Below are 15,305 nucleotides of genomic sequence, written 5' to 3'. Positions count from 1 at the left end.
TTTTCGGCATGCCTACCCCGCAGACCGAAACCACAGTCCTGATCGTCGGCGCCGGGCCGGTCGGTGCCGTCCTGGCCATGGAGCTCGCCCACCACGGCGTACGCAGCGTCGTCGTGGACCGCTCCCCCGGCCCCTCCCGGCACCCCAAGATGGACTTCATCCACGGGCGCAGCATGGAGCACTACCGCCGGCTCGGGCTCGCCGATCCGATCCGGCGGCACGGCGTGGCGCCGGATCACCTGTTCAACTTCCAGTGGATCGAGACCTTGGACCGGCCACCGGTGTCGGTGTGGGAACACCCGTCCGTGGAGCAGACGCGCCGGCGGATGGCCGAGGTGAACGACGGCACCGTGCCCCGCGAGCCGTACCAGCGGGTGATGGGCTCCCGGCTGGAGGAGCTGGGCCGTCGGCAGCTGAGCTCGTTGGCCCTGGTGGACCTGCGGGAGGGGTGGACCTTCCGGGGATACACGGCCGAGGGCGACTCGGTGGTGGCGGAGCTCGCCGGGCCGGACGGCAGCCACCACGTCCGGGCGCGTTTCCTGGTCGGCTGCGACGGCGCGAACAGCACGGTGCGCCGGGCCGCCGGGATCACCGTCGACGATGCCACGGGTCCCGTCGAGCACCGGGACGTGTTCTTCCGCAGCACCGATCCCGTGCTGCGGCGCAACGGCCTGTTCTTCCTCACCGTCGCGTCGCGGGGGCTGACCCTGGTGTCCCGCGACGGTGACCAGTTGTGGACCGGCACGTTCCCGCTCTTCGACGCGGCCCAGCGGGACGCCGACCCGGTGGCGGTGCTGCGCGAGCGGCTCGGCGTGGACTTCGCCGTGGACGAGGTGCTGGTGGTGGCCCACTGGGAGGGCCGGCTGGCGGTCGCCGACGCGTACCGTGCCGGGCCGGTCTTCATCGCCGGCGACGCCGCCCACCAGTTCTTCCCGACCGGCGGGCACGGCGCCAACACCGGCATCGGCGACGCGGTGAACCTCGGCTGGAAGCTCGCCGCGGTCGCCCAGGGCTGGGGCGGCCCGGCGCTGCTGGAGAGCTACGAGGCCGAGCGCCGCCCGGTCGGCCTGCTCAATCGTGAGTTCTGCGGAAACCTGCTGGACGTGTGGCGGCGTTACCCGGCCCTCGCCGCGGCCGGCGCGGGCCGCGCCCGGCTCACCGCCTTCCTGGAACGGGAGCGGTACCAGATCCACAACACCGGCATCCACTTCGGCGACTCCTACCGCGGCTCGCCGGTGGTGGCCGGTGCGGACGATGCCGAACCGGCCTGGGACTGGACCCGCATCGTCGCCACGACGACACCGGGATGGCGCCTGCCCAGCGTCCGGCTGGACGACGGCACGGAGCTGCACGACCTGCTGGGACCCGAGCTGACCCTGCTGGACTGCTCGGAGTCGAAGGCGGGCACGGCCATCGCGGACGAGGCGGCCGTCCACGGCATTCCGCTGGTCCACGTCGCCATCGAGGACCCGCACGTGCGATCGATGCTCGAGCGCCCGCTGGTGCTGGTCCGGCCGGATCAGCACGTGGCCTGGCGCGGCGCCGCACCGGCCGATCCCGGTGCCGTCCTCGACGTCGTACGCGGCCGGCGGGAGCCCGGCCCCGGCGAGTAGATCTGCCGCTCGAATGAGTAGTAGGCGTTGTTGCGCCGCCGAGGCGCCGAACATGCTGGTACCACCGCCGGATCCGTTGCCACGCGCCTGTCCGCCCAGCGGGCAGGCGCGGCCATGTCTGCCGCCGGCGGGGTGTCTCATCCCCGGACCGCTTTGAAAGCGAGCGAGATGACTTGGCCCGACCACATCCTGCGACCGGACGGCCCGCCGTTCGCGCTGCTGCACCGGCCCGAATCCGACCGTGACACCGTCGACCTGCTGATCGGCGAGGTGGTGACGGTGCCTCGGCTCGCCGACCTGCCGCTGGCGACCGGTACCACGCCCGCGGGGCCGGCCCACGATCTGCTCGCGCTGGTGCCCTACCGCCAGATCGCCGAACGCGGCTACGACGTCGTCGACGACGGGACGCCGCTGCGGGCCCTGCGCGTCACCGACCAGCGGACGCTGACCGTGGCCGAGGTCCTCGCAACGGTGCCGGACGTCGCGACGACGTTGCGCGGCGCGCACTTCGACATCGACGACGACGCGTACGCCGAGCTGGTCCGCCGGATCACCGCGGACGAGATCGGCACCGGCGAGGGCGCCAACTTTGTCATCCGCCGCTCGCTGCTGGCCGACATCGACGGGTACGCCGCCCAGCCGCGCCACCACGCGCTCGGGGTGTTCGGCCGGCTGCTCCGGGACGAGACCGGCGCCCACTGGACGTTCCTGGTGCACACCCCCGACCGCACGCTGGTCGGCGCCAGCCCGGAACGGCACGTCACCCTCGACGCCGGTACGGCGACCATGAACCCGATCAGCGGCACCTTCCGCTATCCGCCCGCCGGCCCGGACCTGTCCGCCACGCTGCGCTTCCTGGCCGACAGCAAGGAGACCGACGAGCTCTACATGGTGCTCGACGAGGAACTCAAGATGATGGGCCGGGTGTGCCCGGACGGCGGCCAGGTGATCGGGCCCCGGCTGCGCCCGATGGCCCGCCTGGCCCACACCGAGTACTTCATCGAGGGACGCACCGACTTCGACGTACGCCGGATCCTGCGGGAGACCCTGTTCGCGCCGACGGTCACCGGCAGCCCCCTGGAGAGCGCCTGCCGGGTCATCGCCCGCTACGAGCCGGCGGGCCGCGCGTACTACGCCGGTGTCCTCGCCCTGATCGGCCGGGACGCCCGCGGCGGCCAGGCCCTGGACTCGGCCATCGTGATCCGCTCGGCCGACATCGACGCCACCGGATCGGTACGCATCGACGTCGGCGCCACCCTGGTCCGCCACTCCGACCCGCAGGCCGAGGCCGCCGAGACCCGGGGCAAGGCGCAGGCGCTGCTGGCCGCGTTCAGCCCGGGCACCGCCTCCCGGGAGAACGCCGCGTCCCCGGCCGTACCGTGGAAACACCCCGAGGTCGGCCGCGCCCTCGCCGAGCGCAACGCGCGTCTGGCGCCGTTCTGGCTGCGGGCACCCCAGGAACGGATCCGGCCCGTGCCCGCGCTGCTGGGCCGCAGCGTGCTCGTGGTGGAGTGCGAGGACGACTTCACCGAGATGCTCGGCCACCAGCTCAGCACCATGGGGCTGCGGGTGGCGGTCCGCCGTTTCGACACCGGGCCGTCGCTGGACGGCCATGACCTGGTGGTGATGGGGCCGGGGCCGGGCGATCCGCGCGCGACCGCCGATCCGAAGATCGCCACGATGCGCCGCATCCTGTCCCAGGTGCTCGACGAGCGGCGGCCGTTGCTCGCGGTCTGCCTGGGTCACCAGGTGCTCGCCACCCTGCTGGGCCTGCCGGTCCGCCCGCTGCCGGCGCCGAACCAGGGTGCCCAGCACGCGATCCGGCTGCGGGGCCGCCTCGAGCACTGCGGGTTCTACAACTCCTTCAGTGCCTTCGCCACCGCCGACCGGATCGGCCTGACCGACCTCGACCGTGACCCGGCGACCGGTGCCGTGCACGCGATGCGCGGCCGGACGTTTCGTTCTTTCCAGTTCCACGCCGAGTCGGTGCTGACCCGGCGCGGCGTCACGCTCGTCGGCGAGGCCGCCGGCGAGTTGCTCGGGAGCACACCTCCCATCCTGACCGCCGTACGAGCAAAGGAGATCTGGTGATCGGCAACGCCACGCTGACCCGTCCCACCCCGCTGCACGCCGCCCCCGCCGAGCGCACCCTCGACTACTGGCGCGCGCTGCCGGCCGCCCAGCAACCGGCCTGGGCGGCCGAGTGGCTCGTCGACCGGGTCCGCTCGGAGCTCGCCGCGGCACCGTCGCTGGTGGCCTGGGCCGACGTCGACGCGCTGCGCCGGCTGCTGGCCGAGGTGGCCGCCGGCCGGATGCTGGTGGTGCAGGCCGGCGACTGCGCCGAGGACCCGGCCGAGTGCGAGCCCACGGCACTGTCGCGCAAGGCGGGCCTGCTCGACGCGCTCGCCGGGGTGCTGCAGTTCCGCACCGGCCGCCCGGTCATCCGCGCCGGCCGGCTGGCCGGGCAGTTCGCCAAGCCCCGCACCCGGCACACCGAAACGGTCGACGGCGTCGACCTGCCGGCCTTTCGCGGCCTGATGATCAGCGGGGCGGAACCCGACCCGCTGTCCCGCCGCCCGGATCCGCTGCGCATGCTGACCTGCTACCGGGCCGCCGCCGCGGCGATGGACCACCTGTGGCGGGCGTCGTCGTGGTGCCCGCGGCCGCACGGTCCGGTCTGGACCAGTCACGAGGCCCTGGTGCTCGACTACGAGCTGCCGCAGGTCCGGCACCTGTCCGGTGGGCGGCTGATGCTCGGCTCGACCCACTGGCCGTGGATCGGTGACCGCACGCGGCAGCTCGACGGCGCGCACGTACGCCTGTTCTCCGCCATCAGCAATCCGGTGGCCTGCAAGGTGGGCCCGGGGATGAGCCCGGAGGGCCTGACGGAGCTGTGCGCGGCGCTGGACCCGGACCGCGAGCCGGGACGGCTGACCCTGATCGCCCGCCTCGGCGCCGACCTGGCCGCCCAGCGGCTGCCGGAGCTGGTCGCCGCGGCACGGACGGCCGGGCACCCGGTGATCTGGCTGTGCGACCCGATGCACGGCAACACGGTCACCGCACCGGACGGCCGCAAGACCCGGCGCGTCGACACCATCGTGCGCGAGGTGCGCGACTTCCAGGAAGCAGTGACCGCGGCCGGCGGGGTGGCCGGCGGCCTGCACCTGGAGACCACCCCCTACGCGGTGACCGAGTGCGTCGCCGACGCCGGTGAGCTCGACCGGCCCCGGCCGGACGGGACGTACACCACGCTCTGCGACCCGCGCCTCAACCCCGAGCAGGCGCTGGCCGTCGTCGCGAACTGGACCGGTTCGCCGCACACCACGTGAGGAGAGAACAGTGAGCATCCCGCGCATCACGTCGTATCCCATGCCCGCGCCCGACGAGGTACCCGAGAGCAGAGCCGGCTGGGTGCTCGATCCGGACCGCGCGGTGCTGCTCATCCACGACATGCAGCGGTACTTCGTCCGGTTCTTCCCCCCGGGTGAGGCGCCGGTCGCCGAGCTGATCGACAATGTCCGGGCCATGCGGGAGCACTGTGCGCGACTGGGGATCCCGGTCGCGTACACCGCCCAGCCCGGTGACATGACCGACGAGCAGCGAGGGCTGCTGAAGGACTTCTGGGGCTCCGGCATGACCAGCGAGCCGGACGACCGCGAGGTGCTCGCGGAGATCCGCCCGGCGGCCGGTGATCTGGTGCTGACCAAGTGGCGTTACAGCGCGCTGCACCGCACCGAGCTGCTGGAGTTCATGCGCCGTACCGGCCGCGATCAGCTGATCGTGTGCGGGGTGTTCGCCCACATCGGCTGCCTGATGACCGCGGCCGACGCGTTCACCAACGACGTCCAGCCGTTCCTGGTCGCCGACGCGGTGGCCGACTTCTCGCTGGAGTATCACCGGCTGGCGCTGACCTGGGCGGCCGAGCGCTGTGCCGCCGTACCGGTCACCGCCGCGGTGCTGGCCGCGCTGGCGGCGCCCCGTGCGGTCGGCGCGCGGCGCCGGTGACCCGGTCTTCTCTCCCTGGGTAAGACTCGGGGCCGGCCGGATATCCGGCCGGCCCCTTCGGGCCTCTCAGCGCTTGACGCCGGAGATGACCACGTCGCCCAGCCCGCCGACGTGCATCCGGCCGGTCGGCTCGAAGCCGGCGTCGCCGAACCAGTCCTCGTACTCGGCGCAGGTGTAGACCATCCCCTCGCCGCTGGCCACGGTCAGGAAGTACGCCGACAGCGCCGCCGCCAGGTCGGGGCCCGTGCCGTCGTCGTCGGCGCCGGGGGTGACCACGAAGATCCCGGCGCCCGGCTCCACCGCGCGACCCGCCTTGGCGAGCAGCTCCTTGTTCCGCTCGATCGACCAGATCTCCAGGAAGTGGCCGAACAGGACCGCGTCGCAGCCCTTCGGGAACTCGTCGTTGAACGCGTCCAGGCCCACCGCGCGCACCCGGTCGCTGAGGTCCAGGGTGGCGATCTTCTCGTTCGCCCGCTCCGCGACGGTCGGCAGGTCCACGATCGTCACCCGCAGGTGCGGCCAGCGCCGGGCCAGGTGCGTCGCGTTGATCGCGGTCCCGCCGCCGATGTCCAGCAGGTGGGTGTACTTCGACAGGTCCAGGTGCTGCACCAGTTCCTCGGCCACCAGCCGGCTGACCGACCCCATCATGTTGTGGAAGGTCTTCTCCAGCTTGGGGGTCTGGGCGAGCCGGCCGTACAGCGTCGGCGAGTCACCCGGGATGGCCTCGCGCAGGCCGACGTTGGTGTACTCCTTCAGGGACTCGTAGAACCAGGCCATCGGCCGGTAGTTGACGTGCTGCTCCCAGGGCACGAACGCGGCCGGCACGTCGTCCAGCTTGCCGGCCAGCGGTTCGGCGACGGCCGTGTTGTAGTACCGGTCGCCCTCTTTGCGCAGCAGGCCGGCCGACGTGACGCCGAGCAGCAGGATGCGCGCGGGCTGGTTCTCGATGCCGAGCCGGCCGGCGATCTCCTCGCGGGTCAGACCCGGTTCCCGGCCGAGCAGTTCGAAGAGGTGGAACTCGCAGGCCGCGCTCAGGAACTGGAAGCGGTAGTGGGCGTAGAACAGCTCACGCAGCGGGTCGATCTGATTCGTACGCGGGTCGTTGGTCGCCGTGGACATGTGGTGCGGCTCCTTAGACGGTAGGTGACTCTGCTGACGGGTGCGCTCAACGGAGCGCGGATGCGATGCGAACGCCGGTGGCTCCCCGCACCCGGTCGATGACCGCGGCCGGGTCGTCACCGACGGTGTCGCCGCGCCAGGCGACATGCTGGTCCGGGCGGACCAGCACCAGGTCGCGCTCCCACAGCTCGCGGACGCGCGGCTCCTGGATCACGACGTGACGCACCGGCAGGCCCCGCTCACCGGCGGCGGCCAGCAGGGGCTCCGCCCGCCCGTCACCCGCGGTGTCGACGAGGGTGAACTCGGGGCCGAACCGGTCGAACAGCTGGGTGCCGTCGGCCAGCAGCAGGCTCGGCGGCCGCGCACCCGGCCAGGTGCTCGGCCGGTACCGCAGCGGCTCGGCGGGTGGCTCGGGGGTGCCGTCGGCCCAGACGAGCGGGGAATCGTGGTAGCGGTAGTCCAGGTAGATGCCCTCGTACGTGTTCTCGCCCGGCTGCGCGGTCAGGAACTCGGCCAGTTGTGCCGCCGGGGCGTTCTCCTGGCGCAGCCGCATGTGCTGGAAGTGCACGTCCAGGTGGCTGCGGGACATGGCCATGTTGCGCAGCCCGACCGGCCGGCGCTCCGCCTCGTAGCTGTCCAGCAGCGCCGGGCCGCCGTACCCGTTGATGAGCGCGGCCAGCTTCCAGCCGAGGTCGACCGCGTCGCCCGCGCCGGTGTTCATGCCGTGGCTGCCGGCCGGGAACATCTGGTGCGCGGCGTCGCCGGCGAGCAGCACCCGGCCGCTGCGGTAGCTGTCGGCGATGAGGTATTGCGGCGTCCAGCGGGAGCTCACGTGCACCTGGTCGATGGCCAGGTCGACACCGAGCAACGACCGGATCCACCCGGCGGGATCGGACGGCGGCGGATCAAAATCGCTCTGGCGGACGGCATGGAACGACCACGTGCCCGCCTCGTCGAGCGAGATGAGCACGTAGCGGTCGGTGAAGTAGTGCCAGAAATATCCCTGCCGGAACAGGTTCGCGCTGTCGGTGCTGCGGAAGGTCACCGAGTACGCGGCCGGCAGCTCCCGGACCCCGCCGTCCGCGGCGTCCGCGATGCCCCCACCGGTCAGCGGGATGCCGACGCCGCGCCGTACGGTGCTGGACGCGCCGTCGCAGGCGGCCAGGTAGCGGGAGCGGACCTGCCGGGTCGCCCCGGCCGCCAGGTCCTCGAAGGTGCTGGTGACCCCGTCGGCGTCCTGGTCGAGCGACACGAACCGCCACCGGTTGCGGACCTCGATCAGCGGGTGGCGCCGGCACCGCTCGAGCAGGACCGGCTCGAGCTCGGCCTGCGAGATCCGCTGGTACGGCTGGCTGGGCTGAGTCCCGTCGTTGAGCTCCCTGATCTGCTGCCACTTCTCCTCGACGGACGGTTGCCGCCAGACGGCGAGCAGATCGCCGCCCAGGCCGGTCGACCAGATCACGTCGAAGGGGTACTTCGCCGGCACGCCCGCGCGGCGGATGTCCTCGGCGATGCCCAGCCGGGCGTGGTGCTCCATGGTGCGGGGGTTGGTGAACTCCATCTTCGGGTGCACGGTGGGGCCGGCGTTCTGCTCGGCCAGCAGGCACGCCACCCCGTGGTGCGCCAGTTCCAGCGCCGCCATCATGCCGACCGGGCCGGCGCCGACCACCACGACCGGAATGCCGGTCATCAGTGGTCCTCGGGAACCGGCACGGCCGGCGTCAGCTGCTCCGTGTGGTGTCGCCTGCGGATCTCCGCCACGGCCTCCTGCAGCGCCTTCTCGTCGCCGGGCGGGGCGGCCAGCAGGTCGGCGATGTCCTGCTGGTAGTTCTCGTGCCCGGCCGGCGTGGCGACCAGCAGGAACCGCATCGGGACCAGGCCCGGGTTGCGGAAGCCGTGCGGGGTGCCGCGCGGCACGTAGAGCACGCTGCCCGGGGTCGCCCGGGCCACCTTGTCGCCGCCGGCCGACTCCCAGTTCGTCCACGAGCCCGGCTCCGACGTCCGCACGGTCGGTTCGAAGGCGAACAGCTCCACCTCGCCCTCGAGCACGTAGAAGATCTCCTCGTGGGTGGTGTGCAGATGCGCCCCCACGTCGAAGCCCGGCGCGAACCGGCACTCGACCGCCAGCATGTTCGGGGTGTGTACCTCACCCACCTTCAGCGTCACCTGATGGCCGATCGGCCGGCCGGCGCCTGGCTTGACAAAGAACCCGTCCGCGGTCATCGCCGTTTCCCCTCGTGTCCGCATCCTCGACACAAGGCAGCATCCATCGGCCGGACACAGCGGCAACATCACGTGTTCGTGGGGTCCTCGGCGGCGGGACCGCACCGGCCACCGCCGCGGCTGGGGGCGGTTGGCCGGAAAGGCGTTCTTACGTGATATCCGCGTTTGCCATGACGATCCGGGTGAGCTCCACCCGGCTGCTGATGCCCAGCTTCGCGAACACCTTGCGAAGATGGCTGTCGACCGTGTGCGGTGACAGGAACAGCTGGCGTGCCACCTCGCGGTTGGTCGCGCCCTGGACGACCAGCTCGACGACCCGCAACTCCGCCTGGGTGAGCCCGGCCAGCGGTGGCTCCACCGGCGCCGATCCGGCCTGCTGACGGACGCCGACGGCCTGCATCCGCCGTTCCACGCGCAGCATGCCCTGCCGGGCCCCGGACTCGTCGTAGACGGCGAGCGCGGCCTTGAGCAGCTTGACGGCCCGCGCCTTACGTCCCGCCGCGAGCTCGGCGACCGCGGTGTCCTCCAGCGCGCTCGCCCGGACCAGCGGCCGCCGCGAACTCTCCAGCAGCGCCACGCTCTCGTTGAGGCGGGCGACATCCATCCGGGCCAGGCCGTCGGCGTGGGCCGCCGCGCCGGCGAGGGTGGTGTTGCCGGGGTTGCGGCGGGCCAGCCCGGCGGCGAGGGCGGCGATCCGGGCCTCCTCGACCGGCCGGCCGGCCTGCTTGTTGATCCGTACCATCGCCGCGAGCGCCCCCGGGTCCTGCACGAACATGAGCACCCGTTCGGGCAGCTGGAAGTTCAGCTCGGTGAGCGCCTGGTGCGCCTCCTTCACCTGCCCACCGGCCTCGTGGATGACCGCGGCGGCCCAGGCGGCGTCCTCGGGTGGCACTGTGATCCCGGTGACCAGCATCCGCTGCGTACGGTGCAGATAGTCACGCGCGAGCGGCATCTGGTCGCGCAACGCCGCGACCCGGCCCAGCAGCGCGGCCAGCGGCACGCTCAGCTGCAACGCGCCGACGTGCTCGGCCACCCGCAGCCCGGCCTCCCCCTCGGCTTCCACGTCGGACAGCCGGCCCTGCGCGAAGTACAGCGACGCGCGGTAGAAGTGCCACAGCGGCAGGGACCACGCGGTCCCCAGCCGTTCCGCCTCCCGCTGGCCGGTGGCGTAGATCTCCTCCGCTTCCTCGAAGCGGTCCTGGGCGACCAGGGCCGCCCCCATCCAGATGTCGGGGTGGTGGTGCTCGGCCACGCCGCCGGCACGCCCGATCTCGGCCACCGCGTCCTTGGCGAACCGCACCGCGTCGTCGAGGTCACCGCGCGCCCGGGCGGCCACGCTGCGCGCGGCGCTGCCGAAGGCCACCGCGGCGGAGACGCCCACCCGCATCCCCAGGTCGACGGCCTGTTCGGCCGCCTGGTCGGCGGCCCGGAGGTCGGTGGCCAGCAGCGCGTGCGCCCGGACCGCGTACAGCTGGGCCCGGATCGCCTGGTCGGCGGAGGGCAGGGCCAGGCCCCGATCGGTCAGGTCCACCACCGCGCCGTTGTGCCCGGCGTGCTTGTAGGACTCGGCCAGGCCGAGCACCAGCTGCCCCTCGGCCTCGGTGTTGACCGGGCCGCTGAGAGCGCGCTCACCCCACGTGCGAGCCTCGGCGAGCCGGCCGGCCGAGGCCAGCATGCGCACCGCGTCGGAGATCAGCATGGGCCGGCTGCGGTCGGCGTCCTCGAGCATCTCGACCGCCCGCAGCAGCAGGTTCGCCGAGGTGCTGGGCGCGCAGGCGGCCATCTGCCCGGCTGCCGCCCGCAGCAGCTCGACGGTCTGCACGTCGCCGCGGTACTCGGCGCGGACCAGATGATCCGCGATCTCGACGACCGGCCGGCCCTCCGCCCTGAACACCAGCGTGGCCTCCCGGTGCAGCATCGAGCGCACCGCGCCGTTCATGTTGTCGTAGACCGCCTCCCGGACCAGGTCGTGCTGGAAGGCGAGCCGGGAGTCGCAGTCGACGAGCGTGCCGCTGGCGACGGCCTCGTCGGCGATCGTCATCACCTCGCTGGTCGGGCGGTGCAGCAGCAGGGCGGCGGTGTGCAGGGAGAACGTTCCGCCCAGGACCGCGCCGATCTGCAGCAGCTGGCGGACCTCCGGCGAGAGGCTGGACAGCCGCTGTTCGACCGCGGACAGGAAGCCGGAGGGCAGTTCGCTGCCGACGACGCTGGCCAGCCCGTCGCAGGTGTTGATGCGCTCGGTCGCGGAGAGATTGGTGAGCACCTCGTGCAGCAGGAAGGGGTTCCCGCCACTGCGTGCGGCGATGGCGGACACGGTGGCGTCCGCCCGCGCGCCGAGCACCCGGCGGCACAGCTCGGCGATCGCGTCGTCGCTCAGCGGCTGCAGGTGCACCTCGCGGACCCCGTCGTCGATCAGCCAGCGAAGGGCGCTCTGGGCGGGCAGCTCGGCCGGCACGGGCGACCGGGCGAACAGCCAGAGGATCGGCAGCAGCGACAGCCTGGGCACCAGGACGCGCAGGGCGAAGGCGCTGAGCTCGTCCGTCCACTGTGCGTCATCGAGGACGATGACCAGCGGCCGCTCGCGGGTCACTTCCTCCAGCCGCTCGGTGACCAGGTCTATCCGCGAGTACTGATTGGCGGCGATCGGGGACAACCGGTCCGGACCGAGAACCGAACGGAGGGTGGTGACGACGGTGGACAGCGGAGCCACCCGGTCCAGCTCGGTGGCGCGACCGCGGGCGACCAGCAGATCACGTTCCATGGCCAGCGAAACGGCGCTGTCCAGCAGCAGGGTCTTCCCGATTCCCGCAACGCCGGTGAGCACGATGCAGGAACCTGTGCCCCGTTCGAGCGCGGTGATCGCGTCCGTCAGGGTCTTCCACTCCCTGTCACGTCCTACCGCCTGCAACGTCACGCCCCCCGACATAGCCGTTCCATACCGTAGTAGCAGGAGCGGGCATCACGGAAAGGTTTATAAGACTTACCATCCGTAATCAGTAATCACCTCATTATCGACATCATTCTCGCAAAAATGCCACCTGCCGTCGCACATGTGTACTCACCGTGACCCCGGGCGCGAACCCCGTTCACATATTAAAAATGTGTTGCTCATCACGATCGGATGTCACAGCGGGTGGTACGAGCAGGCCGCGCCCGTACGGACCGGGCTGCGCGGAAGTCGTTGTGATCCTTTGTGGACTCGCCTAGGGTGGTGTCGAGGTCGCCACCGCCCGCGGGTTTCCCGTTTCCGCGAGGACGTGAAGGACGGGCGGGGCCGGGTCCCCGACGTGGACCGCCTCCGCCGGTTGGTGCCACCGGTTCGGATCACACTCTTTCGGCTCTTCGAGCTCTTCGATTCCTCCAGCAGACAGCGAGAGCCGGAATCGTCCATCGAGGAAGGTGAATGATCATGCGGGTGTTCGTGGCAGGCGGGAGCGGAGTGATCGGGCGGCGGCTGGTGCCACAGCTCGTGGCGCGGGGCCACGAGGTGACGACGACAACAACGAAGGCGGCCAAGCTGGACATGCTGGCGCGACTGGGCGCCGACGCGATCGTGCTGGACGGGCTCGACGCAGAAGCGGTCCAGGAGGCGGTGGCGAAGGCCCGCCCGGATGTGATCGTCCAGCAGATGACCGCGATCGACAACAGCCAGCCCGTGACCAAGGACCCGGACCGCTACTTCGCCACCACCAACCGGCTGCGCACCGAGGGAACGGACAACCTGCTGGCCGCCGCCAGGGCGACCGGCGTGTCCCACGTGGTCGCCCAGGGCCACGCCAGCTGGAACGGCGACCGCACGGGCGGCTGGGTGAAGACCGAGGAGGACCCGCTGACCACGCAGGCGGGGCCGAAGTTCCGCAAGGCGGCGGAGGCTCTGCTCCACCTCGAGGACGTGGTCGTCAAGGCCGGCGGCACGGTGCTGCGCTACGGCGGGTTCTACGGGCCGGGCGCCACCGACGACCAGGTCATGATGGTGCGGGAGAGAAAGTACCCGCTCGTCGGCAAGGGCAGCGGCTACATGTCGTGGGTGCACGTCGACGACGCGGCGAGCGCTACCGTCCTGGCCGTGGAGCAGCAGCCGAAGGGCGTGTTCAACATCGTCGACGACGAGCCCGCCCCGGCCAGCGAGTGGCTGCCGTACCTGGCCGAGTGCGCGGGCGCGGAGCCGCCCCCGGCCATGCCCGAGTCGCAGGCCCGGCTGCTGGCCGGGGATTTCGCGGTGATCCTGATGACCGAGGGACGCGGCTTCTCCAACGCCAAGGCCAAGCGGGAGCTCGGCTGGCAGCCGCATTACCCCTCGTGGCGCCAGGGCTTCAGAGAAGGGCTGGCCTGACCGAGGACCGGGTTGAGCGATCGAATCGGAGGTTCGTGATGACAGGTACGGCAACGGGGCCACTGGCGGGGCCGCGCGAGGCGTTCGAGCTGCACCGGGCGCGACTGCTCGCGGAGGAGAAGGCCGGCGTCGACTACCGGGCGATGCTCGCCGAGGACGTGATCGGCGAGGTGCCCTTCGCGCGGCCGGGTGAGCCGCGCCGCTTCGAGGGCCGGGCGGAGTTCGGCGGCTGGGCCAGAGCACTGTCCGGGCGCGTCCGCTTCACGGATGTGCGTGATGTGGTGGTGCACGAGACGGCGGACCCGGAGGTCGCCGTCGTCGAATACACAGTGGAGGGCGTGCGGGCGGCCGACGGGGTGAAGGCCACGGCGCCCCTCGTCCTGGTGGTGCGGGTCCGTGCCGGGCGCGTCGTGCTGTGGCGCGAATACCAGGACCCGGCGGCCATGGCGGTGCTCGCGGGCGACGCCTGACCGGTGGCCGAGCCGGCGGCACCTGGCCCCCCGGTCACGGACCACCCCGAAGAACCCGCGAACACGTGATGTGATGGCACGGTTGCTCACGGACACTTGAAATGTCCGATGCGGTAGAGACTGAGGCATCCGCCGGGCCCGGTGTGCCGCGCCGGGCCCCGCCGAAGGGGCGCCGCGGACGCGCGCCGAACGTCCGAACGCGACCATCCAGCCCATCAGGGGAGGTCCCAGAATGCCGTCTGCCCTTTTCCGAGTTCCTGACGAGTACGACGTGATCGTGATCGGCGGCGGGCCGGCCGGAGCGACGACCGCCGGGCTGCTGGCTCAGCGCGGTCGTCGCGTCCTCGTCCTCGATCGGGAGCGCTTCCCCCGGTATCACGTCGGGGAGTCGCTCATCCCGGCTTTCATGCGCCCCATGCAGGAAATGGGGATAACCGAACGCCTGGACGCGCGGGGGTTCGAGCGGAAGTACGGCGGCACTCTGGTCTGGGGAAACAACCAGGTGCCGTGGAACTTCTCGTTCGTCGAGGGTGGCGCGTATCCGTACGCCTTCCACACCCGGCGAGCCGACCTGGATGCGCTGATCCTGGACCGGGCCAGGGAGCTCGGCGCCTTCGTGATCGAGGACGCCACCGTCAAGGAGCCCGTCGTGGAGGACGGCCGGGTCCGTGGAGTGCGCTTCGCGCTGCGCGGCCTGGACGGGCTGCACGAGGTGCGGGCTCAGCTGGTCGTCGACGCGTCGGGGCAGGCCCGCGTGCTCGGCCGCCGGTTCACCGAGGTGAGGTGGCACGACGAACTGCGCAACGTCGCGGTGTGGACGTACTTCGACAACTGCGAGCGGCTGCCCGGTGACGAGTACACCAACATCCTCATCGAGGGGCTGGACGACGGCTGGTTCTGGGCCATTCCCATCGACAAGGGCACGGTCAGCGTCGGCTATGTGACGCGCTCGGCCACCGCCGGCGAGGACGGCCATTCGCTGGAGGACCTGTTCCACTCCAGGCGGCAGCGCACGACGAAGCTCGCGAAGATGCTCGCCGGGGCCCGTCAGTCCGCCGGATTCCGTACGGCGCGGGACTGGTCGTACCACAGCAACCGGTTCCACGGCGACGGCTGGGTCCTGGTCGGGGACTCGGCGGCCTTCGTCGACCCGCTGTTCTCCACCGGGGTCGCGCTGGCGACGCTCGCCGGCAGCACCCTGGCCAAGATCCTCGACCGGATCATCGAGCATCCGGCGATCGAGGAGAAGGCGCTGGACCGGTACGCCACCGCGTACTCCGGGTTCTTCGACGAGATCCGCGCGTTCGTGGAGCGCTTCTACGACCAGACGAAATACAAGGAGTTCTACTACAGCCTCGCCCAGGAGCTGGTCGACCCGGAGCGCAAGAACGAGCCGTCCGCGGACTTCGTGACGCTGATCTCCGGGCTCAGTGGCCGCCACCCGCTGTTCCACATCGACCTCGACGACCTGATCGCAGACACGATGGCACCCACCGCCGGGACATCGAACGTCTGATCCCGCCGGGGACTGAGAGCGAGATG

The 15,305-nt window shown here is 71.7% G+C and carries 11 protein-coding genes; 7 read left to right on the top strand and 4 right to left on the bottom strand.

Going from position 1 to position 15,305, the window contains the following annotated elements:
- The first annotated feature begins 8 nt into the window (after nt 1-8).
- The 4 genes from ACIBQZ_RS33120 to ACIBQZ_RS33105 all read left to right on the top strand — a co-directional run bounded on the left by ACIBQZ_RS33120 (nt 9) and on the right by ACIBQZ_RS33105 (nt 5,618).
- Nucleotides 9-1,613: an FAD-dependent monooxygenase gene (locus ACIBQZ_RS33120; RefSeq protein WP_396092771.1), complete on the top strand. Its 1,605-nt coding sequence runs from the start codon at nt 9-11 to the stop codon at nt 1,611-1,613.
- A gap of 168 nt (nt 1,614-1,781) precedes the next feature.
- A complete protein-coding gene (locus tag ACIBQZ_RS33115; RefSeq protein WP_396092770.1) occupies nt 1,782-3,704 on the top strand; it encodes an anthranilate synthase family protein in 1,923 nt (640 codons plus the stop codon).
- Nucleotides 3,701-4,942 carry a 3-deoxy-7-phosphoheptulonate synthase gene (locus ACIBQZ_RS33110; protein WP_396092769.1) on the top strand — a complete coding sequence of 414 codons (1,242 nt, stop codon included), beginning with the start codon at nt 3,701-3,703 and terminating at the stop codon, nt 4,940-4,942. Before ACIBQZ_RS33115 ends, ACIBQZ_RS33110 begins: the two co-directional genes overlap by 4 nt.
- 10 nt (nt 4,943-4,952) lie before the next feature.
- On the top strand, nt 4,953-5,618 hold the full coding sequence (locus tag ACIBQZ_RS33105) for an isochorismatase family protein (RefSeq protein WP_396092768.1): 666 nt from the start codon (nt 4,953-4,955) through the stop codon (nt 5,616-5,618).
- A gap of 66 nt (nt 5,619-5,684) precedes the next feature.
- Here the strand turns inward: ACIBQZ_RS33105 and ACIBQZ_RS33100 are convergent, their stop codons facing one another.
- The 4 genes from ACIBQZ_RS33100 to ACIBQZ_RS33085 all read right to left on the bottom strand — a co-directional run bounded on the left by ACIBQZ_RS33100 (nt 5,685) and on the right by ACIBQZ_RS33085 (nt 11,910).
- Nucleotides 5,685-6,737, bottom strand: coding sequence for a methyltransferase (locus tag ACIBQZ_RS33100; protein ID WP_396092767.1), 1,053 nt, complete (start codon nt 6,735-6,737; stop codon nt 5,685-5,687).
- A gap of 46 nt (nt 6,738-6,783) precedes the next feature.
- A complete protein-coding gene (locus ACIBQZ_RS33095) occupies nt 6,784-8,427 on the bottom strand; it encodes an FAD-dependent monooxygenase (protein WP_396092766.1) in 1,644 nt (547 codons plus the stop codon).
- Nucleotides 8,427-8,960, bottom strand: a complete 534-nt coding sequence (locus tag ACIBQZ_RS33090) for a cupin domain-containing protein (protein ID WP_396092765.1) — start codon at nt 8,958-8,960, stop codon at nt 8,427-8,429. Before ACIBQZ_RS33090 ends, ACIBQZ_RS33095 begins: the two co-directional genes overlap by 1 nt.
- Nucleotides 8,961-9,108: 148 nt before the next feature.
- Nucleotides 9,109-11,910 (bottom strand): helix-turn-helix transcriptional regulator, encoded by a 2,802-nt coding sequence (locus ACIBQZ_RS33085; RefSeq protein WP_396092785.1) that lies wholly within the window; start codon nt 11,908-11,910, stop codon nt 9,109-9,111.
- A 459-nt stretch (nt 11,911-12,369) separates the two neighbouring features.
- Here ACIBQZ_RS33085 and ACIBQZ_RS33080 point away from each other — a divergent pair, with 459 nt between their 5' ends.
- From ACIBQZ_RS33080 to ACIBQZ_RS33070, 3 genes are all read left to right on the top strand, one after another.
- Nucleotides 12,370-13,293, top strand: a complete 924-nt coding sequence (locus ACIBQZ_RS33080) for an NAD-dependent epimerase/dehydratase family protein (RefSeq protein WP_396092764.1) — start codon at nt 12,370-12,372, stop codon at nt 13,291-13,293.
- Between the two features lie 38 nt (nt 13,294-13,331).
- Nucleotides 13,332-13,763, top strand: a complete 432-nt coding sequence (locus ACIBQZ_RS33075) for a nuclear transport factor 2 family protein (protein ID WP_396092763.1) — start codon at nt 13,332-13,334, stop codon at nt 13,761-13,763.
- Nucleotides 13,764-13,995: 232 nt separating this feature from the next.
- Complete coding sequence (locus ACIBQZ_RS33070) at nt 13,996-15,279, top strand: NAD(P)/FAD-dependent oxidoreductase (RefSeq protein WP_396092762.1); 1,284 nt, start codon at nt 13,996-13,998, stop codon at nt 15,277-15,279.
- Nucleotides 15,280-15,305: the final 26 nt, after the last annotated feature.

Source organism: Actinoplanes sp. NPDC049599 (genome assembly GCF_044465625.1).
Lineage (GTDB): Bacteria > Actinomycetota > Actinomycetes > Mycobacteriales > Micromonosporaceae > Actinoplanes.
The sequence above is the reverse complement of the archived record's forward strand: the minus strand, read 5'-3'. Positions and strand labels throughout refer to the sequence as shown.

Bases quoted from the DNA above. Each gene is read 5' to 3' on its own strand.
- ACIBQZ_RS33115 (WP_396092770.1), top strand. From the start codon at position 1,782: ATGACTTGGCCCGACCACATCCTGCGACCGGACGGCCCGCCGTTCGCG.
- ACIBQZ_RS33070 (WP_396092762.1), top strand. From the start codon at position 13,996: ATGCCGTCTGCCCTTTTCCGAGTTCCTGACGAGTACGACGTGATCGTG.
- ACIBQZ_RS33075 (WP_396092763.1), top strand. From the start codon at position 13,332: ATGACAGGTACGGCAACGGGGCCACTGGCGGGGCCGCGCGAGGCGTTC.
- ACIBQZ_RS33120 (WP_396092771.1), top strand. From the start codon at position 9: ATGCCTACCCCGCAGACCGAAACCACAGTCCTGATCGTCGGCGCCGGG.
- ACIBQZ_RS33080 (WP_396092764.1), top strand. From the start codon at position 12,370: ATGCGGGTGTTCGTGGCAGGCGGGAGCGGAGTGATCGGGCGGCGGCTG.
- ACIBQZ_RS33090 (WP_396092765.1), bottom strand. From the start codon at position 8,960: ATGACCGCGGACGGGTTCTTTGTCAAGCCAGGCGCCGGCCGGCCGATC.
- ACIBQZ_RS33100 (WP_396092767.1), bottom strand. From the start codon at position 6,737: ATGTCCACGGCGACCAACGACCCGCGTACGAATCAGATCGACCCGCTG.
- ACIBQZ_RS33095 (WP_396092766.1), bottom strand. From the start codon at position 8,427: ATGACCGGCATTCCGGTCGTGGTGGTCGGCGCCGGCCCGGTCGGCATG.